We start from the raw sequence: 26367 nt of genomic DNA on the forward strand, positions 1-26367 counted from the left end.
TGTAACCGGCTTAGCGTTTTTTCTTACTTTAAGTAAAAGCAATCGGGGTAATACCAGCATAGCTGACACCACCCGCAAACACATGATGACGAGGTAACAGAATAGTCCGTATTCTCTCACTATTTTCTTTTATTCTTCGGGGGTTTGAATGCCAACGCAGGATGACTTGAGCCACCGACTTATTGTGATCTTAATTGGATACAGAATCCTGTTCCGCCCGGTTGAATCCTTTAATGATTAGCCATATAGCCAAAACCAATTGTTGAAAGGCTATCAGAATGTTCAACATCATGTAGGTTGCATCCAGACCGATGAAGCGAATCATAAATAATAAGCTTGCCAATATGGACAATATAGACCCAATAAGACCCAAAGCTGACAACCAACGTGGAACTAATTTTATTTGGTAAAATATGCAGTTAAACAAGAGCATAGCCAAAACAAATGCCAGTGTCGTTGCCACATGGTTCACCAAATCACGTCCTTCCCGTAACAATCCACCCAGGGTCTGAAAATACGATACATTCAGAGTTCCAACTTTTGCAAATTCGTGGCTTAATGTCAATAGCAACAGAAGAATGATTACACCAAAAATAATGAACACACCCGCAATGATGCCGAAAGCAACAGATCCAAGAGCTAAACCGTTATTATGCTTACTTAAAATCGGATACATCAAAATCGGAATACCAACATATGCAACAACCATTAACAACTGGAAAAACGCTCCTACAAGTACCTGATTTTCATTTGTAGAAGCCTTGACAAGGTAGTCTGCTCCATCTATAACAGGAACAACACTAAATATACCTGTAACCAACCCGGTTATTAATAACACCCCAGTAATTACTGCAGACCTTCTACCTGAATTTGCACTCTTCCTCAACATATTTAACCTCCCTATAATACCTACCTTTTATAATAATATGACAGGAAAAGGTAAGATAAAACAGATACTTTAGTATGGTTAGGCCTCTATCGCCATCGCCTGAAAACGGCTGAACTGGTCCGCGCTATTCGCTCGTAAAAGCAAAAGGGCGGCTCTGGTACGAAACGGTCTTTATTCCGAAGTACCCGATTACCGGAGTGGACATCGTAGGGCAGTATGCTTTGTCATGAAATTCCTCCTGTCTTGCCATACATAACTCTAATATATTTTTATCATTAAACTACTTTTATTTGATTTTGTAATCTTGCTCTTATATTCCCAAATCCGTACAAATGATGAATTTTGAATTATACTAGTTTTCCGTGGAGGTGATTACATGTTTACTGATGGGAGATGGCGGGCTATCGTACACGTAGTAAAAACAACAAAGATCTTTTGTCTTCCATCTTGTAATTTATAAATATGAATTAATGGAGGAGTATTATGAAAAATTTTAATTTTTACAAGCTTTGGCTAGGACAGTCTATAAGTTTGTTAGGTACCCAGTTTACAGTAGTAGCTTTGCCTCTTTTTGCATTAGAGGTGCTAAAAACAAGTGAGGCGAATGCTGCCTTGCTTCGTGGGATTATATTCATACCCTACCTAATTTTCGGATTAGTAGCCGGTGCTTTGATAGACATCCTTCATAGAAAAAAGGTTTTGCTCATTTGTAGTATATGTCAAGGCGTTTTATTTTTATCAGTATTCCTACTGGCTGTAACAAATAAAATAACGTTCCCTTTATTGGTGTTTCTCATGCTTTTAAATGGAATATTTACCACGTTTTACAACATTGCAATTCCTTCTTTCTTACCGGAAATATTACCAGATAAAGACAACTTAAAAAAAGGAAACGCGGGGCTAGCCATTTCGGAGTCTCTTGCTATAGTAATTGGTCCTATGCTAGCAGGAATCGTTATTACTCTAGTTGGATTAACAGGCTCATTCACTATTGATGCAGTAACATATTTTGTTTGTTTTGTGTGTGTGCTATTTATTTCAAGGTTTAAACCGCATACAGAGGGCTCTTTAAAAAACGTAAATATAAAATCCATATATAAAAACATATATGAAGGTTTGATATATTTTAAAAACCACCCTGTATTGGAACCAATTGTTAGCTGTGGCGCTGTTTACGGTTTTTTTAAATACATACTAAATAGCATTTTAGTCATATTCCTTTATAAGGTAATGGGTCTATCTGAACTTGAAATAGGCTTTGTTGTAGGTTCGGCAGCGGTGGGATTTTTAATAGGCAATACGATACTCGTAAAAAAAAGTCAACAAATTAATAATACAAAAATGCTTATTTATAGCGCTACTGTATCAGTTATGGGTCTGTCCTTTATACCCATAATGGGATATATGGGAACCGTTTACGGTATAGTGGCTGTAAGTATCATACATGGTATGGGAGAAGGTGTATTTGCCCCTTACGCTGCAACCATACGACAACTTGCCTCACCAAGTCACATGCTAGGCAGGGTAAACGCTGTACAGCGTACGCTTAATTGGGGAGCTTGGGCATTAGGAAGTTTTGCTAGTGCATTTTTAGTTTCTATATTTGGGCTTCAAACTACGTTATTTATAGGGGGCTTCGGAACAACATTGTGTTTACTAATGTTGATAAGGCGAGGCATATTAAAAGGAACCAACATTGAATATACGAGTTCAATTTAGAGGAGATGATGATGATGTATAAGGTATTAAAAGAAACTGACATAGAAACTACACCACACGTTTTATTTATAGGGGGATGGACAAAGCCTATACAAGATGCTTTAGACAGGGGGTATACTGTTTCGTATATAGGGTCTTACACTAAACACATCTATTTCGATGCAACGATCTTGGAAAAGTGTTTCTTTAAAAAAGAAATAGACACAACAAACATCCCCGTGTGTGTATACTATGCTGAAGAATTGTACAAAGAGAAACCGTTTGATGTGGTTGTATCTTTCAACGAAGCAGCCTTAGATACGGCTTGCATAATTGCAAGGATTTTTAATGTTAAAGGATTTTCTTACAACGCTAATATGATAACCCGCAATAAAGACATGATGCGTGAAATTCTAGCAGGCAAAGACTTTTCGATAGATTCGATCGTTTGCAACAACATTAAAGACATTGATGAATTTTTGAACAAAAAAGATAGTATTATAATAAAACCCCCGATTGGCGCAGGTGGTAAAGGAGTATCTAAGCTAGACAGGGGAGATGACGTAGAGGTATTTATTAAAAGTAACGGTATTCAACTACCTATTTTAGTGGAAGAGTACGTTGAAGGTTACGTAGTTTATACGGTCGAAGCCGTTTCTTATAACAAAAAACATTCTATACTGGCTATATCAGCTGAAATATTTAAAGAAGATACGTTTATAATAAACTATACTATGATGCCGGCACCTATAGATGAATCTCAAAAAAAATTAATCATTGAGAAAGTAATGCTATTTTTGGACGACATCCAACTGGAAGACGGCATTACTCATACAGAGGTAAAGATAGACAAACAAAATAAGCCAATAATCATAGAGTCTCAAGTCAGGATAGGAGGGGGTAATATTTGGAAAATGGTAGAACTAACAACCGGCATATCTCAATTTGGATACTATTATGATGCGTTAGCTACTAAGACTATAGATGAATTTAGATGTGTACCTTCAAAATGTCAAGCTATGTCTTTAAGCTTGATTCCAAAACCAGGTTGCTTAAAAGAAATCAAGTATAAAGGGTTAGCTAACATATCCGAGGTCGTATTCATTGATCTATTAGTAAAAGAGGGCGACACCATACCAACTATTGTAGACGGTACGGGGCGCAAAGGATATATATTATTTACGGCTAATGATATAAAACATATGTACGAAGTTGCGAATAAAATATGTGACAATATAACGTTTGTTTATCAGGATCTGTCAGAATGGAAACCTTCTTTTAAAAAAATTCAGAGCGGAGTTGATAAAGGAAAGTAGAAGGAAGGTTCAAGAAAAGTTTCCAGCCGAGAAAAAATCCTAATAATTTGTTATTTTTGAGACTCGGGCCGGAAAGATTCTTGTTATTTATTTATCGGAACAATTTCTTGTCAAGGAGGTGTGTACAACGACACAAAAGTACCCTCATTAAATTGCCTCTGCCCAGAAAATGAAGGTGCCTGAGATCAGCAGTCTGTATCATATTTCTGGTGAACATATCCGTAAAACAATAGACCGAAATTGCGAAGGTGATTCAGAGTCTTTTGAACCGTCAAATAGCGGGTAAGGCGGTTCTGACTGTTTCCTGACGTTATGTCTCGTATGAACGTTTTCATAAGTGCTTCAACCACCAGCCGACTAACGTCGTTTGGTGGTTTTTTATATCGAGGCTCAGTAGGGAAGGAATGAAAGTGTCAATTGAGCGTTTGTGGAAGTTCTGGGAAAATTTTAAATCCATATTCAGGGGTTTCGACATGTTTCATTAATTTAAGAGTAATTCTTGCAAAAAGTTCCTTATATTGGTAGAATAAAGATATTTGCTGGTATTCTTGTCATTGAATTATATATTAAGGGGATGATAGGGTACATGTTAGCAGTGGAACAGAACAAGGCTGAGCACGTATTTGCTATGACGCATGCCCAGAAGCGGATATGGTATGGAGAGGTTATGCATGCTGATACGACGCTTCATTTGTTAACAGTCTGCCTTGTCTTTCGCGGACTGATCGACCAGAGTAAATTGGCCGAAGCAATTCAAGGCGTGGTGGACCGGCATGATGCACTGCGTATCAGAATTTTGCCCACCGCAGGAGATGAGGAGCCTACCCTAGGCATTTTTGCCGCAGAGCCGATTCCTGTTGCAATTCATGATTTCATAGGCTTGGAAGATGAAGTCTGGAAAGAAGAGATTCGCCAGCGGGAGCAGCAGATACCACTAAGGAGCCCTTGGTTAATCCGCTTTGCTCTCCTTCGCGTTGCGGAGGATGAGGCACGTATATTGATCAGCGCTCATCACCTGATTGTCGACGGCATGTCCCTCATAATGATCGGGCAAGAGATCAATCATATGTACACACAGTCTCTAGGTTATAACATCCCTAATCTGGACCCCGCCCCTTCGTTCCTGGAGCAACTTCGTAATGAATCCGCCTATTTGGAAAGCACTCGATTCGAGCGAGACCGCCTTTACTGGCAGGAGCAGTTTAAAACGATTCCCCCCGTAAGCCGCTTAAAACCTCAGGGAGCTACGAACTCTAATCTAGAAGGCGGCATTCTTACTCTTTCCCTTGAACCGCAACTTCGCCAGTCGATTTACCGTTTCTCAAAGGAAGAGGAAGTGTCCCCTGCTGTCCTCTTCATGGCTGTTTTATGTCTCTTTTTTTTACGCATGACGGGAGAGAAGGAAGTGCTGCTAGGTACACATTCGAGCAATCGAACCACCCGTGAAACAAAGGCGATGGCCGGAATGCTAGTCAGTACAATGCCTTTCCGCATGCGAGTAGGTGGCTCCGAAACCTTTCGCACCTTTATTCAGTCGGTAAAGCGACGGCAGAATGAGACGTTTCGTCATCAAAAATATCCTTATAATCTCTTGGTTCCCATGCTCCGGGAGGAGTTCGGCATCTCCGATCAACCACTTGAAGTTTTCATGAACTACCTCCCCATAGATTGGCATAATCCTTCAGCCGAAGTCAAATACCATTTTGAACCGGGAGCCTCATGGCATCAAGCAAATGAGCTTACCCTATTTGTATATGACTATCTGTCTACAGAGGAAATACAGGTTCAATATCAATATTGTGCAACCCGATTTACGAGAGAGGAAATGGGTTTCTTCCACGACCGGATGATGAGCCTTTTAAAAAACGCCTTGCTTCAGCCGGAACTTCCGATAAATCGACTGGATATGCTCCCGGCTGGAGAAAGACGGTTGATTCTGGAGGAATTCATCGGGAAAGGTAAGGCAGAACCTCCACTCAAGAGCGTGGTCCAGTGTTTTGAAGATCTGGCGGCACACGGTCCGGATCGGAGCGCCGTGATCCATGAAGGCGAGCAATGGAGCTATGGGGAATTGAATGATTGGGCTAACCGACTGGCCAGGTTGCTATTAAAGCAAGGACTTAAACCGGAGGACAAGGTCGGGATCTGGATGAACCGTTCCATTTCTCTGATAGCCTCCATCTTGGCTGTATGGAAGGCGGGAGGGGCTTACATACCGCTTGACCCCGAAGCTCCTGCCGAGCGTTCACTCGGGATTATCCATGATTCAAAGATGAAGCTGCTGCTCATCAGTGAAGAACAGATCGGGAAGATCAGAAGTTCCGAACATCTTCAGAACAACATTGAACTGCTCGTTCTCGAAGAGCTGGATGACCAGATGGCTTCCTGCTCAACTGAGAACTTAAAGGATACGGCCCCTTTAGATTCTCTAGCCTACATTATTTTTACATCGGGCTCAACAGGACGGCCGAAGGGAGCATTGCTGGAGCATAAGGGGATGATGAATCACATCATGGCGATGGCCGAAGAGCTGAGGCTATCCGATTGCAGTACGGTAGCGCAGAATGCTTCACAGTGCTTTGATGTGTCGGTATGGCAAATGTTTGCAGGCTTATGTGCCGGCGGTCGAACGATAATTTACAGTAGCAGCCTGCTCCAGAAGCCTGAAGAATTTCTGGAGCGGTTAATTACCGACAAAGTCACGATCTTGGAGCTAGTCCCTTCTTATCTCTCCGTGCTGCTCGAATCGCTGGAGAACCGCCATCGTCCTCTGCCCGATCTGTCCTATCTGATTCCAACCGGGGAAGCGTTGAAACGGGATACCTTAAAACGATGGTTTGCACTCTATCCTGATATTCCGGCGGTAAACGCCTACGGGCCCACAGAAGCATCGGATGATATAACTCTGAATATTTTGCGTGAAGCGCCACCGCAGGAGACCGTCCCAATCGGCCGTCCGCTATCCGGTTTACATATTTATATTGTGGATGAAGCAGGTCAGTTGTGCCCAATTGGGGTAAAAGGGGAGATTTGGGTATCCGGCGTGGGCGTAGGCCGCGGCTACCTGAATGATCCGGAACGGACGGCGTCGGCGTTCACTGATGATCCGTTCGTGCCGGAACAAGGTAGGCGGCTATACAAGACTGGCGATCTTGGCAGCTGGCAGCACGATGGAACGATTGAATTCTTCGGCCGAAAGGACCATCAGGTCAAAATTCGTGGCTTTCGCATTGAACTAGGAGAGATCGATGGTGCTCTCGTCAATCATCCTGATATTATTCAGGCAGTTACAGTTGGTCTGGATGACGGAACAGGCGAACGGACTTTATGCGTTTATTACACATCCAAAAGAACTTTGGAAGTAGGAGAAGCAAAAAGTTATCTGGAGGCGAAGCTTCCCAACTACATGGTACCGTCATTCTTTATGCAGTTGGAGGATCTGCCGCTTACTCCTAACGGCAAGGTTGACCGCGAGGCTCTGCCGCAGCCGGACAAATTATCAGGACTACAACAGGCTTATGTCATGCCCCGCAATCAGACGGAGTCCCAGCTTGTTGAGTTGTGGATGGAAATTCTGGGAATGACAAAACTCGGAATCCGGGACAATTTCTTTGAACTTGGCGGCCATTCTCTCAAAGCAATTACGCTGCTTTCCCGGATACATAAGCTTTTCCACGTTGAAATTTCACTCGCTGAGCTGTTCCGTCTGAAAACGATTGAGAAACTGGCCGCACTCGTGTTGTCCTCTGGCAGGAAGCAATATGAGGCTCTAGTTCCCGCAGCTCAGCTGAGTGTCTATCCTTTGACCTCGGGGCAGAAACGATTGCATCTGCTTCAGCAATTCCAGGGAGCCGAGTTAAGCTATAACATGCCTGCCGTATTGGAGGTAAAAGGAGCGCTTTCCCCAGAGAGGCTCCAAGAAGCATTGATACGGTTGATTGCCCGGCATGAGCCGCTTCGAACCCGTTTCGCTTTATCGAATGAGGGGCCGGTGCAGCTCATCGAAAGCGAGGTTAATTTTGCTCTTGCTTGCTGCAATCTGGAGGGAGAGGGCGAAGATGACATCCGAGACATCATTCGCTCTTTTATCAGACCTTTTGATTTAAGAGAGGCGCCGTTGCTTCGCACCATGCTGATACGTCTAGGAAACGAGCGGTATCTATTGTTGTTCGACATGCATCATGCGATCACTGATGGTACGTCGCTTGGGGTGCTGATGCACGAACTGTCCCAACTCTACAAAGGGGAGCAGCTCGAACCGCTTCATCTGCAATATAAGGATTATGCAGTATGGCAACAGCAGTTTATGCGGTCTGCGGTATACAGGGAGCAGGAAGCATTCTGGTTGGAGCAGTTCCGTACCCCGGTGCCGCTGTTGGATCTGCCGCTCGACCGTCCGCGGCCTTTACTTCGCGATTTTACCGGGGGACGTGTGCATTTTGCAATGGACAGCCGGTTGACACAGGAAGTGAAACGTCTGTCCAGGCTCACGGAAACCACGCTGTTTACGTTGCTGCTGGCAGCTTACGGCTTGTTGCTAGCCAAACTGAGCGGGCAAGATGAAGTGATGGTTGGCACGCCCGTAGCCGGACGCCGGCACGCAGATGTACAACGGATGGTTGGCATGTTTATTAATACGCTGCCACTTCATTTGCAGCCTGCAAGCAGCCAATCCTTTGTCGGATACCTCAGACAAGTAAAACAGTGCGTACTCGGCGCATTGGAGCATCAAGACTATCCATTCGAAGAGCTGGTAGAAAAGGTGTCGCCGCCAAGGGATATAAGTCGAAACCCGCTGTTTGACGCTATGTTCAATCTCCATAATATGGAAACCCCAAAGCTTGCCTTAGGGGATGCGCATCTGGCTCCCTATCTTTTCGAATTTCCAACAGCCAAGTTTGATTTGACCCTGACGGTCATGGAGCAAGAGGACACACTTTCATGTCATCTGGAATATGCTTCCGCTCTCATCACTCACGAAACAGCTGAACGGTGGGCGGGCTTTTATATCGAATTGTTGAATCAAATCGTTAGCAAACCAGGTTTTGAATTACGCCGATTTCATTTGTTGAGCGAGGCGGATAGGCAGCAGGTGGGCAGGCTGTTCCTGAAAGCTGACGAGCATATCCCGACCGATGAGATCCAAACAATTCACGGACTTATTGAGCTGCAGGCCGAACGGACACCTGACAGGACAGCCATTGAATGCGGGGGGGAGCGGGTCACCTATCGAGAATTGAACCGCATTGCAGACCGGTTGGCAGCCAGGCTGCGAGCCAAGGGTGTGCAGCGGGAAGATGTTGTCGCACTGCTCGCCGACCGCTCCATTGGATTGATTGCAGGCCTTCTTGCTGTAAATAAGGCGGGGGCAGCTTATCTTCCTCTCGATCCCGATTATCCTAAGGCACGCATTCGCATGATGCTGGACGACAGCCGTTGCCGTCACGTGGTAACCCAGTCCGCATACGCATATGGGGAGAAAGGACTTCAAGGTATGGAGGTCGTTCTTCTTGATCAAGAAGACATGAAAGATCAGATAGATTCCGCCGATTATGGAACACAATCAGGAGAAACGAAGGTTCTGCCCCAAGATCTGGCCTATGTAATATATACTTCGGGCTCCACCGGCAAACCGAAAGGGGCTATGATCGAGCACCGGTCTGTGTACAATCTGCTTCAAGGTATGACGAAGGAGATACCGCTTGCCGAGCTCAACAGCGTACTGTCATTAACCACGGCTTCCTTCGATATTTTTGTGTTGGAAACGTTGCTTCCGCTGATGCTCGGCAGCAAGGTTGTTCTTGCCACAAGAGATGAACAGCTCGACACAGGGCGTCTGGCAGAGCTCTGTCTGAGAAAGGGGGTTGAGCTGCTGCAGGGAACCCCATCCCGACTTCGGATGCTGCTTGGCAGCAATCGAATGGCTGAAGCGCTCGCGGCCATGAGGTGCGTGCTTATCGGAGGGGAGGCGCTCGACGAACCGCTGCTGAAACAACTAAGAGAGGTAACGCCGGCTCGTCTTTTCAATGTATACGGACCTACGGAGACGACTGTCTGGTCTACAGTGAAGGAGATCACGACAGATGCTCGCATTACGATCGGCAGCCCGATTCTAAACACCCGAGTATATATTCTCAATACGGAAGGCCAACTGCAGCCGATCGGTGTGCCGGGTGAGCTTTTTATTGCCGGTAAAGGTGTGGCTCGCGGGTACATGAATCGTCAGACGTTAACTGAGCAAAGGTTTATTGCAGAACCGGCAGATGATGCTTCACATAGCTTGCCAACCTCAAGAATGTATCGTACAGGAGACCGTGCCCGGTATCTGGCTGATGGATCCATCGAATATCTGGGTCGTCTTGACGACCAGTTCAAAATCCGTGGATATCGGGTGGAGCCGGGTGAGATTTCAGCGGTACTGGGCGGCCATCCTTTGATCTCCGCCGCTGTCGTGACCGATGGTGTGGATAAGTCGGGCCAAGGAGTTTATTTGGCCGCATATTACGAATCTGCATCGAATCTCCCGCCGGCAGAATTAAGGGAATATGTGGGACAGCAGCTCCCGGCCTATATGATCCCCTCGTATTTTATAAGATTGGATCGTCTTCCGATGACGCCGAATGGCAAGGTGGATAAAAGGGCGCTGCCAACGCCGACAGCCCCGATTGCTCAAACCACGATCGACAAAGTGCCTCGAAGTGAAACCGAGCGCATTTTATTTAGACTCTGGAAGGATGTGCTGGGGCTGAATGAAGTTGGCCGTCATGACAACTTCTTTGAGCTTGGTGGCCATTCGCTGCATGCGGCGCAACTTGTTGAGAAGATCCGGAGGGAGAGCCATGCGGATCTGTCTTTAACAGACTTTTTTATGTACCCAACGATTGCCGCTTTGGCCAAGCGACTGTCAGGGTCGACTTCCCCCGATGACCGGGTGTCAGCTGCGGAAGATCGGGCGGATGAACGCAAAGCGCTGATGCGCAAACAACGACAGGCCCGAAAGAGTACGGAACGATAGGCCAACAGCCTGATTGAAGGAGAATAGAAGATGACAAATAATGATATCTTGCCGGAGCATGGAGTGGCAATCATCGGTATGTCCGGAAGGTTTCCGGGAGCGTCCGATCTGGAAAGCTACTGGAGTTTACTATGTGAAGGCAAACACGGTATTCGGTTTTTCACGGATGAGGAGTTAAGCAAGAACGGGATAGCAGAGGAGCGGCTGAAGGATCCTCTCTACGTGAAGGCCAAGGGGATGCTCGACGATCCGGAAATGTTCGATGCCTCTTTCTTTGGCATGACGCCCCGCGAAGCGGAATGGACGGACCCGCAGCAGCGCTTGTTTCTGGAATGCTCGTATGAAGCGCTGGAATCCGCAGGTTGGGTTCCGGATCTGTTTAAGGGGCGAATCGGAGTTTTCGGAGGTTGCTCCATTAGCACGTATCTGCTGAACCGGATCGCTCATCAGCCAAACGCGCTTACTCTGGATGCGGAATCCCTCATCCTTGGGTGTGATAAAGACTTTATAACGAGCAGGACAGCTTACAAGCTGAATTTAAAAGGCCCTGCTGTTACCGTGCAGACCGCATGTTCTACTTCACTTGTCGCCATTCATCTGGCGTGTCAGTCGCTGCTCAGCGGGGAGTGCGACATGGCGCTAGCGGGCGGCAGCACAGTTTCTTTCCCAAATGTCACCGGTTATCGTTATCAAGAAGGCATGATCTTATCGCCGGACGGCTTCTGCCGTGCTTTCGACAGCGAGGCGAGGGGAACCGTACCTGGCAACGGCGTTGGTATTGTAGCGCTGAAACGGCTGGAGCAGGCAACTGCGGACGGAGATCATATTTTTGCAGTCATTCGCGGTTCGGCAGCCAACAACGACGGCCGATTGAAGGCAGGCTTCACCGCGCCGAGTCCAGAAGGTCAGGCGGAGGTGATCGCGGATGCATTGGCTTTGTCAGGGGTACATCCTGATACCATTTCATACGTAGAAGCGCACGGTACGGCAACTCCAATAGGCGATCCCATCGAAATCACCGGATTAACGCGCGCTTACAGGCAGTGGACCGAACGCAGCGGGTATTGTGCCATCGGCTCGGTCAAGAGCAACCTGGGGCATCTCGATTGCGCCGCCGGGGTAGCCGGTCTGATCAAGACGGTGTTGGCGCTGTACTATAAGCAGTTGCCGCCTTCACTGAACCATCTCAAGCCAAACCCGCAGATAAGCTTTGCAAATAGCCCTTTTTATGTCCATACACAACTGACCGACTGGCCGGACGATGGGCATCCGAGGAGGGCAGGGGTCAGTTCCTTCGGCATCGGTGCGACCAACGCACACGTCATCCTAGAGGAAGCGCCTACCCTGAGCAGCGACCCATCCGTCCGTCCATGGCATGTCCTGCTCGTATCCGCAGTAACGGAGAACTCCTTACGAGCAGCATCAGAGCGGCTTACAGAGCATCTAATATTACGTCTTCCGGGGCCTGGAGACTTGGAAGAGATTGCATACACCTTGCAGGTAGGCCGCAAGGGTCATCCTCTGCGTTGCGCAATCGTCTGCCGGAATGGCGCGGAAGCGGTGCGCCTTCTGAGCCAACCGACTGTGGAAGATCAGGGAAAAGCTTCTAGAGAGTTGCGTACAACTGCATGGCTATTTCTGCCTTGGCGGGAGCTCCATGCGGAAGGTCTGTATGAGCTTTATCGAACTGAGCCGGTCTACCGACAACACATGAATGCGACGCTAACCATCGCTGAGAGAGTCAGTGGCTTGGCGTTAAAGGAAATTTTATCAACCCCCGCACATGTCAAACTGAGCGGACGGCCGTCAGCATATACCAGTCGGACATGGGCAATCGTATCTTTGGCAGCCTCCTACAGTTTGGGGATGACCCTTCAACAAATGGGGGTGCAGCCCGATCTGATCGGCGGAGAAGAGGAAGGCGAATATGCTGCAGCATGCTTGGCGGAACTTTGTTCCTTGGAAGAAGCAATCTGCCTGGTGTTGCAACAAGCCGAACGGGGTGAAACCAAATCTTCCTATTCTCATGGAACCTTGACAAGCAACATGCCCGGAGAAGAGCCGCATTTATCTCTTGAAGTTACGGGACGAACAAGCCAATTGGCGCAGTCTCAATCGCTGCTGTACGCCAGAATGTCAGCTAACAATTCAGTAAGCCGCATGAGCAGTATTAAGGTTAATGAAGCATTGCATCATCCAACTTTTCGCGTAATCGGTTTCGGATCACCGGCCAGCGTTGATCGTACAGAGAGCCCCAGGGTTATAAGCTGTTATGATTGTCATACTTGGACGACCGCCCTGGCTGCATTGTGGACAGACGGTGCGGATCTGGATTGGCAGGCACGTTATCAGCTTGAGAAAAGGCAGAGGATGCTGCTGCCGACGTATCCATTTGAACGCCAGTATTTCAACTTCCTTTCCCAGGCCCAAAGGAAAGACCTCCTGAAAGATCATGCTCCCCTGAGCCAAGCGCAACAACAATTTACATCACAAATCTTTGCTGACAGCGAGGCGGAAAATAACCCTAGAGCGGATCTGTTGAAAATGCTGATCCAATTTCATTCAGAGGTGCTTGGTCTGCCTGAGGAAGACATCGCTATCGATGTTCCTTTCTACGAGCTAGGGGCCGATTCACTTTCGATGACCCGGATCATTTCACGAATTCAGAATACTTATCCTTTTCTCCTGAATGTAAGACAACTGTTTGAAGCGCAAACCATCTATGAACTGGCCGATTTCATTGAATTATCCATTCTTGATCTGCTGGAACAAGAAGCGGAAAAGGAGTAAAGCGCGATGGGAAACCGAAATCAATTGGAAGTCCGCAAATCCCTATTATCCGAGGAGAAAAAAGCTCAGCTGGACAAGCTGCTCAAAGGTAATCATGTCGCTGCTTCATCTGGCACTGCAGGGATTACAAAGACCGAGTCTCATCAAAGACAGACGAGAAGTCCTTTATCCTTTTCTCAGCAGCGGCTCTGGTTTTTGTCAACACTTGAACCCCAATCTTCCGCATATCATCTGATTTATGGCGTAAAGCTTGACGGGATGCTCCATAAGGAAGCATTGGAGAGAAGCCTGCATGCCATCGTGGGGCGTCATGAAATACTGCGTACAGTATTCGGGAATGAAGGTGGCGAGGCATACCAGCAGGTGCTGGATACTTTTTCAATCCCCTTGGAAGAGGAAGACTTTCGGGAACTGCAGCCAGGGGAACGAGAGGAGGCAGTACAGAAGAGCATTCGTCGTTTGAATCGACCGTTTCATCTGGAGCAGGGGCCACTGCTGCGATTTTCCTTATTGATTTTCACTGAAGAGGAGCATCTGCTGCTTCTTGCCTTTCATCATTTGATTACAGATGGATGGTCCCATCACCGGTTCGGACGTGAGCTGCTGGAATTCTATCATGCCTTCTCCAAAGGGGAAGAGAAGGTGCTGCCCCCTTTAAGGATGCAGTATGCCGATTATGCCCGATGGCAGCGACAGCGGCATCAGGAAGAAGGCTTCCAGCAAGGAATCAGGTTCTGGAAAGACAAGCTGGACGGAGCTCCAGCGCTGCTGCCGCTTTCGACGGACTTTCCGCGTCCTCCCGAGCAGCAATTCAAAGGCAGGAAGGTGCGCTTTTTGGTTGAGAAGTCGCTAGTCAACCGCCTTCGTCGTTTCGCCGGGGAGGAACGGTCGACTTCGTTTATGCTGCTGATGGCGGCGTTTCAGACCCTGCTGCATCGCTACTGCGGGGAGGAGGATATCTGTGTCGGAACGACGATTTCCGGTAGGAATCTCAAGGAGCTCGAGCCCTTAATCGGTTTTTTTGTCAATACTCTCGTGATCCGCTCGCAGGTGACCCCGGAGCTGTCGTTCAGGAATCTGCTGCGACAGGTTAAGGAAAGCGCGCTATCCGCATATGTCCATCAGGATGTTCCCTTTGAACTGCTGGTTGACGAATTGGCCGTTCAGCGCAGTCTTAGCTATGCGCCTCTGTTTCAGGTGATGTTCACCATGCAAAACACACCTTCAGTCCCCCTTGCATTGCCAGGTCTTTCCGCCGAACCCTTGGTGGTTGAGAACGATTCCTCCAAATTTGATCTTACGCTTGAAATGGCGGAGGTTGCAGAAGCGTGGCAGGGTTCTCTTGAATTTAATCTTGATCTTTTCGAAGAAGCAACAATCCAACGAATGGCTGCTCACTTCGTGCGACTGCTAACAAGCATTGCGGACGCCCCGGACGCTCCTTTGCATGCGCTCCCGATTCTATCCGGTGAGGAGAGGGGACTGCTGTTAAACGTCTGGGCCCGAACAGAGGCTGCCCAGGCATGGATGGAGACTAACTTAGCGGACGTTAGGCTGGAGAGGATGGTTGCCGGGCAAGCTGCAGCGCGGCCCGAACAGCCCGCCGTTGTGGACCATAACGGTCGTACCCTTACATATGGCGAGCTGATCCGGCAGGCAGAGCGACTGGCTGTCCGGCTGCGCGGCATGGGATTGCAGCCGAGCAACGTGACGGCAGTTTGTTTGAATCGTTCCGCCGAGCTGGTTATTTCCCAGCTCGCGGTGCTGTTGGCTGGAGGAACTTATTTGCCGTTGGACCCGGCAATGCCCGATGAGAGGCTCTCGTTTATAGCGGCCGACTCACAGGCATCCTTGCTGCTGACCCGGAAAAACCTAATGGATCGCTTTGCTTCGATGGATATGAGAGTCATTCCTTTTGATGTGACGGCATGTTTAGAAGATGAGCCCGGATTGGGCCCTACATTCACCGAATGGCCATCACCTAGCGCTTCGGAAGCTTCCGAAGCTTCCGAAGCATCGATCGCCTATGTGATATACACGTCCGGGACCACGGGGAAGCCGAAAGGAACGTTAATACCGCATAAAGCCATCGTGAATTTCATGCGGTGGTATCGGGTAGAAACAGCATTGTCTCCTGCCGATCGGGTCTGCTTTTCCGCCTCCATTGGTTTCGACCTCTCTGTAGCTGAAATCTTCGGTGCTCTGGTCTCGGGAGCTTCGCTTATGATCCCGCCTGAGGAGTGCCGTATGGATCCCGAGCAGCTCCGGGATTGGATGCTTGAGAAGGGAATCACGTTTGCCTTTCTCCCGACACCTTTGGCTGAGCAGCTTGTTTCCGTTCGTTGGCCTGCAGCAGCTCCGCTTCGACGATTGTTCACAGGCGGCGACAAATGGAATGTAAAGCTGCCTCATGATCTTCCTTTCAAAGTCTTTGATCTATACGGACCAACCGAATGTACGATTGCTTCGACTTGTCGGATTATCGAACCGGACCGCGATGGAGCTAAACCGCATATTGGCAGGCCTATTGCCAATGCACGAATCTTTATTCTGGATTCTCATAGGAATCCGGTTCCCATCGGTGTACCCGGAGAAATGATGATTGGCGGCCTTGGCGTGGGGAACGGGTATCTGTACCGGGAAGAGCTGACAAGAGAGAAATTCGTGCCGAATCCTTTTGATTCGGAGACAGGATCGCTGCTCTATCGCAGCGGGGATATCGCCCGCTACTTACCCGATGGAAACATCCAATTTCTCGGAAGAAAAGATGATCAGGTGAAAATTCGCGGCTTTCGAATTGAACTGAGCGAAATTCAAGCCAATCTACTGGCGCAGAACGGCATTAAAGAAGCTGCGGTCGTTATCCGTGAGGAGATGCCGGGGGATAAGCGTATCATTGCGTATCTGATTGCAAACTCGGGACATCAGCCAGACTTTGCGATCCTGCGGCTGCGGTTAAAGGAGCTGATGCCTGACTACATGATCCCTTCCGCATTCGTCATGATCGACCGTTTGCCCTTAACTCCAAACGGCAAGATTGACCGCCGTGCACTGCCCAAGCCAGATCTGTTTCAGTATGCAGATGCAGATTTTGGCGAACCCCGCAATGAAATTGAGAAGACGCTGTGCCGGATCTGGGCCGAACTGCTAGTCTTAGACAGGGTAAGCATTCACCACAATTACTTTGAAATCGGCGGTGATTCCATCAAGACAATGCTGCTCATCTCAAGAGCCAAATCAGCCGGGATTGAGCTCACCCCAAAACATGTATTCCAGCATCAAACTATTGCCGAGCTTAGCCAGATTGTAACCGTGAGCCAAGATTCCGACCAGGAAAGAGCTGAGTCTGGTTATGAATGCGATATGGTGCGTTACGATTTTCCATTGGCACATCTGAATCGTAATGATATAGCTTTGGTTCCCGGCGTACATCCGGATGAAATCGAAGATGTCTACCCGCTTACGCCGCTGCAGGAATACATGTTGGATACCCTGCATCAGAGTCCGGGACCGGCGCAATTTTTCGTTAACATGGTTATGCGGTTTAAGGATGTGCTCGAGCCCGAGCTCATGTCGCAGGCTTGGCAGATTGTCGGCAATCATTTCGCGATTACCAAAACGGCTATTGCCGACCTTGGACTGAAGGAGCCCGTCCAGCTACAACGGAGGCATGTCGAAATTCCAATCCGTTTCTTCGATTGGCGTGACTGGGAGTCCGAACGACAGCAGCAAGCGCTGAAGAACTATCAGGAACATCAGCTGATTTCCAGCAACATTGCTTATATACGGCGACCCACCACTTATGAAGTTATGTTCGCAACAATCGGGAACAACGATCATCAGTTTGTCATGAGCTGTTCCTACCTTTTGATGGATGGTTGGAGCCATTTTATCGTACTGATCCATGTATTAAAGTGCTATTACCATTTGTTAAAAGGAACTCCCTATGAACTGCCGCCTGTTCAGAATTACGGAAAATATGCGGCTTGGCTGCGCAGTAGAGATTTGCAAAAGGCCAAAGAGTATTGGGTGACAGACCTCGCCGGATTCAGTCGCGCGACGCCGCTCAAGCGGTGTGCGCCACGCAATCATGAGCCGCGGGAAGCAGGTTTTGCGAAACAGACGATCCTTATCGAACTAGATCGGCCGCAGGCTGTGCAGGAGTTTGCGGGGCAGTACCGGGTGACAGCAAATGTGCTGTTCCAACTGGCATGGACGCTGCTGCTCGCCCGTTATACTGGTGAGTGCGATGTTCTGTTCGGCGTCATGTCCTCAGGTAGGCGGGCGGAGTATGAAGGAGCGGAAGAAATGGTTGGGCCTGCGATAAATACGCTGCCTCTACGGGTTCAGCTAGAAGAAGGGGAGAGTGTGCTCGAGCTCCTTGGAAGGGTTCAGGAGAAGCAGCTTCTGCTAGCCCAATGGGATTATACGCCACTTAAGAGCATCCGAGAGTGGATTAGTTTTACGAATGGAGAGCCCTTATTCGATTCCTATATGATTTTCCAGAATCTGCATTCCTTCTTCGAGACGACTAGCGGCGTGGAATGGGTGACCAGTCTTCCAATCGAAAATGAATACCACAAAGCTCTAGCAATCTTCAACTCGGGTACTCCGCTGCGGATAGATGTATGTGTTGATTCAACAGGCTATCAAGTATACATGACCTATCTAAAAGAATGCTTCAGCGATGAATCCGTAAGCCAGATGCTGTGTGACCTTAAAGAAGTATTCCGTGACATCCTCGCAAACCCGAATCAGCCTGTTAGCATGTGGCTTTAGGGAGCTCTTGATCTTTTCAGACCGACTTTATAAGATCAGCATGAACGAGGTGTTATTCTACTTAAAAGTAGATATGTGTACCAGTAGATGCCGCCAAAATCGAATATAGCCTCACGGAATGGTAGGGCCGTGCAGGCCTCTACATGGAGAAAAGTAAATAGAGCGTTTTTTCACAGAGAGCTCTGTGAGCTGAAAAGGAGATACTCGAGTACCAACCCGGATTCGCCGTTATGTCGCCATATCAGCCTCTTCGAGTACGGTATCTAAATACAAAGATGCTTTTATACTCTAGCTCTATAACAGGAACTCCTGTTAAGGCTTTCTTCAATAAAGAATTCAGAGATTCGGAGAGTGAGCGAAGCGAATAGGGAAGATAAGATACCCCGCAGCTTGCTGTGGGGAGAATTCATTAACATTGTGGAACAGGTTCATCAATTCATCAAAAAAATAACGAATGCGATGATGGGGTTTAAATCATTACGTACAGCCGAGAAAACAATAATGGGAATTGAAGCTTTTCATATGCTCCGGAAAGAACAGGTTGAAATATCACCTGTTCTTTCTGATGTTGAACGGGCATAAATTTTCTTACAAACTACAATTATGACAATCGTTTTATTATTTTTGCACCACAACCGCTTCGTTTTATATCATTACTTAACCGGCGTAATATTTACTGTTCTGCTTGGATTATCCCACTTTACGCTGGCTCCCATGACTTTCGAAATAAAGCTTAACGGAACAAAGGTGCGTTCCCCGCTTTTTTCAACCGGACCATCGAGTTGGATCTGTTGATCGCCTGCCAATGCGGTTTTACCTCCTACGTTAACTGAATTGATTTTGCCGTTGTAGTTGATTTGAGTGGTTTGAAGATCATTGTTCCATTCCACGGTTGCACCCAAAGCCTCTGAAACGAAACGTACAGAAACATAAATGATGTCGGCTTTGGATTTATAATAAGGAGACTCTTCACTTTGAATCGGATTGCCTTTAACATTGACCTTGACATTATAATAAGTATCATCTTTATCGCTTATAGTATCGAGAATCATACCGGCCTTCACATCCACCCGAGAAACGGAGAGATCGCGATTAAGGACATAAGCAAAGTTTCCATCCTTGCTGAAGCTGATCGCTTGCCGGGGCTCTGAAAATCCTTTAATGGTCCCGATGATGCTGTTGTCGGAGGTGCTGATTATATTAATGGTATTATCCAACTTGTTGCTGGCAAAAAGGACCTTTCCATCAGGAGAAAGGGATGCGCCGTAAGGATCGCGCCCAACCTTTACCTCGCCAATGATTTTGCCTTGCGAGATGTCCACGATGGCAATACTATTACGCCCGCTGTTTGCCGCATACATGGTAGAGCCATCGGCGGATATTGAAATCGCTCGAATCATCGAGAATCCGGAGATCTCATGGACGATGGCATTGGTTTTGACATCCACAACCGATACCTTGTCTCCCTTGAAGTTAGTAACAAACACAGAACGACCGTCGGGAGATACTTTTATCCCTTGACGAGGTTGGGAGAATCCCGGAATGACAGCGGTCGTCTTATGCTGCCCGAGATCTACAACCGTTACTGTACTTTTGGCTTGATTGTTGACATACATGGTATTTCCGTCCGCGGTGACAGCAGTTCCAAATGCGCCTTGACCTACTGCAACTTCATCCTTCAATGCCAGGTCTTCCGTGTTGTAAAATCGCAGGGTGCCCAGTGTGCTATCCGAAACGACAAACTGCGAACCGCCGTTAATGAAAATAATGTTTCTTGGTGTGACAAAGCCGCTGATTTCCTTACGCAAAGTTCCTTTGGCAAGATCATAGACTCGAATCCATGGCTGACGACTATCCGAGACAACCGCAGTTTGCTCGTCGGGACTTACGGCCAACGAGTTATTGGTAATCTCGCCGTCAAAGGGGTGGATTGCCGCAGCGGTGTTGTTTCCCGCAGCCGGGATCGAAGCCGGATTGTGATCAGCAGCAAAAATGATCGCCGGTTGAATAGCGGAAAGTACCATTCCGGCAAAAAGTACAGGTTTTATCATTTTGTTTACCATCATTCACTCATCGCCTCTCTGAAAAAGTTTTTAGCCAACGTAAGACGGGGCTCTTGACCAATGTAACGGAGAATTGTAAAGATCATATAAAGAACACGAAAGCATCATGTATGATAAAATGATAGCCGTGGAGGTGAACGTTCCGATGGACAAGCTGCAGCTTGAAGGTCCTATTCTGATTGCGGACGATGATGCTTCGCTGGTCTCGTTTTTGCAGGAATACTTTGGGGCACTGAACTGCCGAGTGCTTGCCGCGAGCGACGGGCAGCGAGCTGTTGAACTGGTGAAAACTGAGGCTCCATCTTTCATCATTCTGGATATTATGATGCCTTTCATGGACGGCACTACGGCATGCTGGGAAATACGCAAAATCAGCAGCGCGCCTATAGTCATGCTTACGGCCAAAATCGAGGAAGAGGACAAAATCCGGGGCTTCGAACGCGGAGCCGACGATTACTTGTGCAAACCGTTCAGCCCGAGAGAACTCGTCGCCCGGATGCAGGCAATTCTACGCCGGATGCGTACGTCGGAGCAGAAAGCTTCGGGGCTCATTTTGAACAATAACGCGAATTTGTCATACGATTCCGAAAGCCATCGGTTTTATTGGAAGAAAGCGCCCCTGCAATTCACGTACCAGGAAGCGCAAATCGTCATCACCTTGCTCAAAATGCAAGGAAAAGTCTGTACCCGCGAGCATTTGCTGAACGTGCTGTATCCGCTGGGCGATAAAGATGTTGTCGACCGCATCGTGGATGTGCATATCGGCAATATCCGGCAAAAGATCCGTGATACCGATCCCGGATTCGATCTCATTGAAACCGTCCGGAGCATCGGCTACCGGTTAAAGGAAGGGTAAACGGTGAAAATCAAACTCATTTACAAGCTCCTGGCGCTTAACGCGCTAGTCTTAATTTTGCTGGCAGCCGGAATCAGCATCGGATTTAGTCAGTACACGCTTCAACTGATAGAAGAAAACCGCTTGATGGTGTACCAAAATTTCCTCATGTTCCGATCGGCTACGGAGCGTTATTTTCTATATACCAGTCTAGTCATCGTTCCCTTCTCCATTGGGATTAACTGGCTGTTCACCCGTTCGATCGTCCGCCCCTTGTCCGGGATGCGGAAGCTGACTGAGCGAGTCGCGAGCGGGGATTATACCGTGCGGGCAGAGATTCGATCGAACGACGAAATCGGCGATTTGGCTCGTTCATTCAACCAAATGGGCAAACAGCTCGAGAGGATCGAACAGCTCCGGCGAAGCCTTGTGGCGGACGTAGCCCACGAGCTCAGAAATCCGCTATCCACGGTACGCGGCTATATGGAAGCGATGAAAGACGGCGTCCTCTCCGCAAAGCCCGAAACGCTTGATAAATGTTACCACGAGGTGGAGCGGCTCGTTTTTCTGGTGGAGGACATTCACCGTCTGGCTGTGGCGGAGAGCGATTTGAAAGCGGCCATTCCCTCAAATCCGGTCGATCTCCGGTCCGTTGCCCAAGAAGCCGCTTCAAGGTATATGCCGAAATGGGAGGAAAAAGCAATTGTTTTTCAAGAGGATGTACCGTCGGCCCCGGTCTGCGTCATGATCGACAAAGTTCACGCCGTACGCGTATTTGAGAATCTGTTCGACAACGCGATGCGCTATACGCCGAATGGTCATTCGGTTCGTTTATCGATGCAAGCGAACGCTAAAATGCTCCGCGTGGAGGTTACGAATACTGGAGCGGAGATTGCTCCCGAGCATCTGCCGCTTTTGTTCGAACGATTTTACCGGGTTGATCCTTCACGCTCGCGCGCGTACGGTGGTGCGGGCATTGGGCTTACGATCGTGCGCGACATCGTGGAACGGGCAGGCGGACGCGTTTGGGCAACGAGCGGGAATGGTTCCGTGACGATACATGCGGAACTGCCGCTCGGACAAACTCCCGGATAAACGGCAGCTCGTGAAAGGCTGCTTGTCGACAGCGAACTCATTCGTCAATATCCCCAGAACGTGAAAATCCCGTTTCATCAAGGGGGGCACTCTTATAAGAAATCAGGAATCGCCCGTTATCACAAAAAGTCGACGGCTCCGTTGGCATCTACAAAGGGGGGATTGTTGCGATCCCAAAATCCTCAAATCCCCAAAGAATATTAAGGTGATGAAGCTTTTTATAAAATAATCTGACTCCTGGTACCTCAGGTTTTAATGAAGAAGAATGGGGGTAAGCGAGTAATAAAGAAAAAGGTCCGAGGACAAAAACATAGCGAGACTAGAACTTATAGCAAAATAAAATGATATTGTTGTATAGTTAAAGAAGCGGCGATCCGAAGGGTTTCTGTATATGGAGTCCTCAAAGATATCGCAAGCCAAGACTGATACAAGGAGAGCCGGCTCGTAATGCGGCAATTGCAGTTGCAAATGAATAGATGGCTAAACAGGAAACACATTTTCCTTGGCCCGTCACTTCTTCTCATGCTTACCATACTATCCGCTTGCGGTCGTTCAGACGCGGAGTCGGTTAGCGGCGCAAGCCCAAGATTGCCGGATAAGAGCCTGGCTGCAGAATATTCAGAGCCTGTTAAGCATGACGAAAAGGAGAATAGGACAGTACAGGTTTTCGGCGTAGAGCTTAAAGATTTGGACGGCGGGGGCACACTGAAGAAGCAGTATGCAGGGCAAGTGCTCCAGGTTGGCACGAAGGTTGAGGAGCTGCGCAATGGGCTGGAAGCCGCCATTCCATATTTTGAAGAGTTCTCCGGGGCCAAAGTGGTTCTGACAGCACTGCCCGATGAAACCTTCATTGACGAAATGGAAAAGGATTTGTCCCAGCAGCATCGATTCGATGTCGTACTGGTTCCGGGAGCTTTCGCACACAGTTATGCTCAGAGCGGTTATTTAAAAGAGCTGTCCCCGTTCATCCAAGATAAGTCAGTCGTCAGTCCGAATTTGGATTTGGACGATTTCATCCCAAGTTTGCTGGATCATTACGGCTATTACAAAGGCAAACTGTATGCGCTTCCATTTAAGCCGGATGCACAGATCTTATTTTACCGTAAAGATTTGTTCGAAGATATCCGTAACCGTGAGCTGTTTCAGAACCAAACCGGGAAGCCGTTGAAGGTGCCGGACACGATCGACGAGCTTTATGAGACGGCCCGTTTCTTCACCCGGGCATATAATCCTCAATCGCCGGTTCTCTATGGCTTTAACATGATGGGGAAAGCCGATTGGTCGCGCTGGACGTTCACCAACCGACTTGGGGCATACGGCGGCAAGGATGTGGATAAGGATTTCAAGCCGGGATTCCATAATGATGCAGGCGTTCAGGCAATGAAGACTTACGTTGAGCTGGAAAAATACGTCCCTCCCGATTACACCGATTACGGCTGGATAGAAGCGAACCGTCGGTTCATTGAAGGGGATGTGGCCATGATGGAGCAGTGGCCGGGCTTAAGCAAGGCGGCTGAGGCAGCCGGTTCCCGGGTGCAGGGGAAGATTGGTTACGCTGTCGTTCCCGGTGCAGGAGGCGTTAAATCGCCGACCATGGGGGCATGGACGATGGCGGTTGCGAATAACCCGCTCCGCCAGGAGAGCTCTGAACTGGCATATAAATTTGCCGAATACGTAACCGGTAAAGATGTGGAACTGTTGAAGATCTCCTCAGGAAACGATCCGACACGCAGCTCGAATTACCGCAGGCCGCAGGTGACTTCAGCTAATCCCATATATCCGGTGTTAGCCGAATCGTTATCGAGAGTAAAGGTATCGGCTGACCCCGACGTCCCGTTCGTGATTTCCAAGCTGAATACAGTGCAGGAGGCCGCCGTGCAATCGGTTATCCGGCATAAGGCCAGTCCGGAGCAAGCCGTTGAGCAAATGGCAGAGCAATTTGAACAAGTCGTCCGTGAAGCCGGGTTATATGAATAGGCGAAGGAGGAGCTCTGAAGTGAAGCGGCTGCGGCTCGTTTGGGAACAATTCATGTCCGCCCAAGAAGCATTTTATCGAAAATTTCAAATCAAGCATCGGCTGCTGAGCTCGTTCCTGCTCGTTTCTGTGGTTCCTCTCGTCATCGTAGCCTTATTCTCCTTTTGGTATTCCTATGCCGACGCCAAGGAGAAGGTCGGCTACTACTCGGTGCAGCTTACGAAACAAATGCAGATGAACGCGGAACAGCTGCTGGCCGATTACGATCAAATAGCCAATACGATTATGAAATCAGACGTCATTCAAAATGAGTTCAAAAACGTCGGCTCTGCAAGCGAGCTGGAGCGCTTTGCCGTAGACGATAAGCTGGATCGGCTTCTATCGTCTCATATGGTCAGCAAATATGACATTGATGGCATCACCGTTATGCACATCGATGGCCGGTATCGGATGTTCGTCGGAAACCGGATGGTACCGGGCCGATACCAATCGACGCAGGTATTTTCCAAGACGTTGAACGAGGCTGGGAAGCCGCTATGGCTGGCTCCGCATGATAATGAAGTCGCCGGGGTGTTCCGGACCTCGGAGAAGGTCATTACGTATTCCACCCTGCTGAAGGACCGGTGGAGCGGCCATGATCTGGGTATCATTGCCATTGCGATCAAGCCGCAGGCGCTCGCGAGACTGTTTGAGGAACAAGAGTTTCTTGAGAACGGCGATGCTTTTATCTTTGATGACAGCGGCACCTATATCTATAACCGCAATGAGCAACTGCTGGGCGGCAGGGCGGAGGATGATAAGCTTCGGGAAATGATTTTTCGTTCTTCATCAGGCGAGACCGGTTCGGAAGGAACCCGTAGTTTTTTTGATTATGAAAGCGGCGGCAGCAAGTTTCTTGTGTCGTATACCAAGCTGAATTCGAACCGTTGGGCGATTGTCAGCATGGTTCCCTATGCCGTGCTTATGAAGAAAACCAACCTGATTTTACAATTTACCATAGCGATTCTTATCGTCTTTTTACTATTCGCAGTGTATATTGCTCTGACCGTTTCTTCGAGCATTTCGAACGCAATCCACGGGCTTATGGGGTCTTTCCGGCAGGTGGAAAAGGGCGACTTCCATATCCGCGTGGACAGCTCGGGCAAAGACGAGGTCATGAAGCTCGGCGCGATGTTCAAGCGGATGGTCGATCGGCTGAATCATCTGATCCATGAGTTGTACCGTACGAAGCTGATGAATAAAGAAGTCCAGATCCAGGCCTTGAAGGCGCAGATCAATCCCCATTTCTTATACAATACACTTGAAACCATCAACAGTATCGCCAGAATGAAACAAATTCAGGAAATCAGCCAAATGACCCGTGCCCTATCCTCGATGTTCCGCTATAGTATCAAGGGTGATCAAGACTTTGTCACGCTTCGGGCCGAGCTGGAGAATATTGAAAATTATATGAGCATTCTGAAGGTGCGGTTCGGCTCCAAAATCAGCTTGGAGCTGAGCATACCCGACCGCTTGTACGAGGCCAAGCTGCTTAAGTTCATCCTGCAGCCGATTGTGGAGAACGCCATTCGGCACGGTATTGAAATGAAGAAGGGAAGCGGGACGGTGCATATCAAAGCATGGGAAGCGTATGAACTGCTCTTTTTGCGAATCGATGATGATGGTTTAGGGATGACGGAAGAAAAGCTTCGGGAACTGAAAAATCGGATGAAGCAGGAGCTCGAAATATACGATTACGGCGGGAAAGGAATTGGTCTTTGGAATGTCGTGGACCGGCTCCGGCTGTATTACCGGGAGCGTCACCGTTTTGAAATAAATAGCAGACCGGGAGAAGGAACGACGGTCATGCTTGCCGTTCCACTCCATCCTGAAGCCCCGCAAGCCTTATTTACACCGACTGCTTAGGAGGGTA

At 48.3% G+C, this 26367-nt stretch carries 12 protein-coding genes; 10 read left to right on the forward strand and 2 right to left on the reverse strand.

Annotated elements, in window-relative coordinates:
- Positions 1–190 precede the first annotated feature (190 nt).
- Positions 191–889, reverse strand: a complete 699-nt coding sequence (locus tag PEL01S_RS03455) for a DUF4386 domain-containing protein (protein WP_127459281.1) — start codon at positions 887–889, stop codon at positions 191–193.
- A 483-nt stretch (positions 890–1372) separates the two neighbouring features.
- Between PEL01S_RS03455 and PEL01S_RS03460 the strand changes: the two genes are divergently transcribed.
- The 6 genes from PEL01S_RS03460 to PEL01S_RS03485 all read left to right on the forward strand — a co-directional run bounded on the left by PEL01S_RS03460 (position 1373) and on the right by PEL01S_RS03485 (position 19069).
- Complete coding sequence (locus PEL01S_RS03460; protein WP_127459282.1) at positions 1373–2608, forward strand: MFS transporter; 1236 nt, start codon at positions 1373–1375, stop codon at positions 2606–2608.
- Positions 2609–2622: 14 nt separating this feature from the next.
- Complete coding sequence (locus PEL01S_RS03465; RefSeq protein ID WP_127459283.1) at positions 2623–3903, forward strand: ATP-grasp domain-containing protein; 1281 nt, start codon at positions 2623–2625, stop codon at positions 3901–3903.
- A 586-nt stretch (positions 3904–4489) separates the two neighbouring features.
- Positions 4490–10918 carry a non-ribosomal peptide synthetase gene (locus PEL01S_RS03470; protein ID WP_127459284.1) on the forward strand — a complete coding sequence of 2143 codons (6429 nt, stop codon included), beginning with the start codon at positions 4490–4492 and terminating at the stop codon, positions 10916–10918.
- Between the two features lie 30 nt (positions 10919–10948).
- On the forward strand, positions 10949–13708 hold the full coding sequence (locus tag PEL01S_RS03475; protein WP_127459285.1) for a type I polyketide synthase: 2760 nt from the start codon (positions 10949–10951) through the stop codon (positions 13706–13708).
- Between the two features lie 6 nt (positions 13709–13714).
- The gene (locus PEL01S_RS03480) at positions 13715–18487 is read left to right on the forward strand and encodes a non-ribosomal peptide synthetase (protein ID WP_127459286.1); all 4773 of its coding nucleotides are present in this window, start codon (positions 13715–13717) and stop codon (positions 18485–18487) included.
- Between the two features lie 351 nt (positions 18488–18838).
- Positions 18839–19069 carry a DDE-type integrase/transposase/recombinase gene (locus tag PEL01S_RS03485; protein ID WP_163767594.1) on the forward strand — a complete coding sequence of 77 codons (231 nt, stop codon included), beginning with the start codon at positions 18839–18841 and terminating at the stop codon, positions 19067–19069.
- Positions 19070–19140: 71 nt separating this feature from the next.
- Here PEL01S_RS03485 and PEL01S_RS03490 read toward each other — a convergent pair whose 3' ends face one another.
- The gene (locus PEL01S_RS03490; protein ID WP_127459288.1) at positions 19141–20553 is read right to left on the reverse strand and encodes a stalk domain-containing protein; all 1413 of its coding nucleotides are present in this window, start codon (positions 20551–20553) and stop codon (positions 19141–19143) included.
- Positions 20554–20695: 142 nt separating this feature from the next.
- Here PEL01S_RS03490 and PEL01S_RS03495 point away from each other — a divergent pair, with 142 nt between their 5' ends.
- The 4 genes from PEL01S_RS03495 to PEL01S_RS03510 all read left to right on the forward strand — a co-directional run bounded on the left by PEL01S_RS03495 (position 20696) and on the right by PEL01S_RS03510 (position 26360).
- Complete coding sequence (locus PEL01S_RS03495; RefSeq protein ID WP_063915710.1) at positions 20696–21406, forward strand: response regulator transcription factor; 711 nt, start codon at positions 20696–20698, stop codon at positions 21404–21406.
- A gap of 3 nt (positions 21407–21409) precedes the next feature.
- Positions 21410–22480 (forward strand): sensor histidine kinase, encoded by a 1071-nt coding sequence (locus PEL01S_RS03500; protein ID WP_127459289.1) that lies wholly within the window; start codon positions 21410–21412, stop codon positions 22478–22480.
- Positions 22481–23068: 588 nt separating this feature from the next.
- A complete protein-coding gene (locus tag PEL01S_RS03505) occupies positions 23069–24457 on the forward strand; it encodes an ABC transporter substrate-binding protein (RefSeq protein WP_163767591.1) in 1389 nt (462 codons plus the stop codon).
- Positions 24458–24476: 19 nt separating this feature from the next.
- On the forward strand, positions 24477–26360 hold the full coding sequence (locus PEL01S_RS03510; RefSeq protein WP_163767588.1) for a cache domain-containing sensor histidine kinase: 1884 nt from the start codon (positions 24477–24479) through the stop codon (positions 26358–26360).
- Positions 26361–26367 lie beyond the last annotated feature (7 nt).

This window comes from Paenibacillus elgii NBRC 100335, assembly GCF_004000865.1.
Classification (GTDB): Bacteria; Bacillota; Bacilli; order Paenibacillales; family NBRC-103111; genus Paenibacillus_G; species Paenibacillus_G elgii.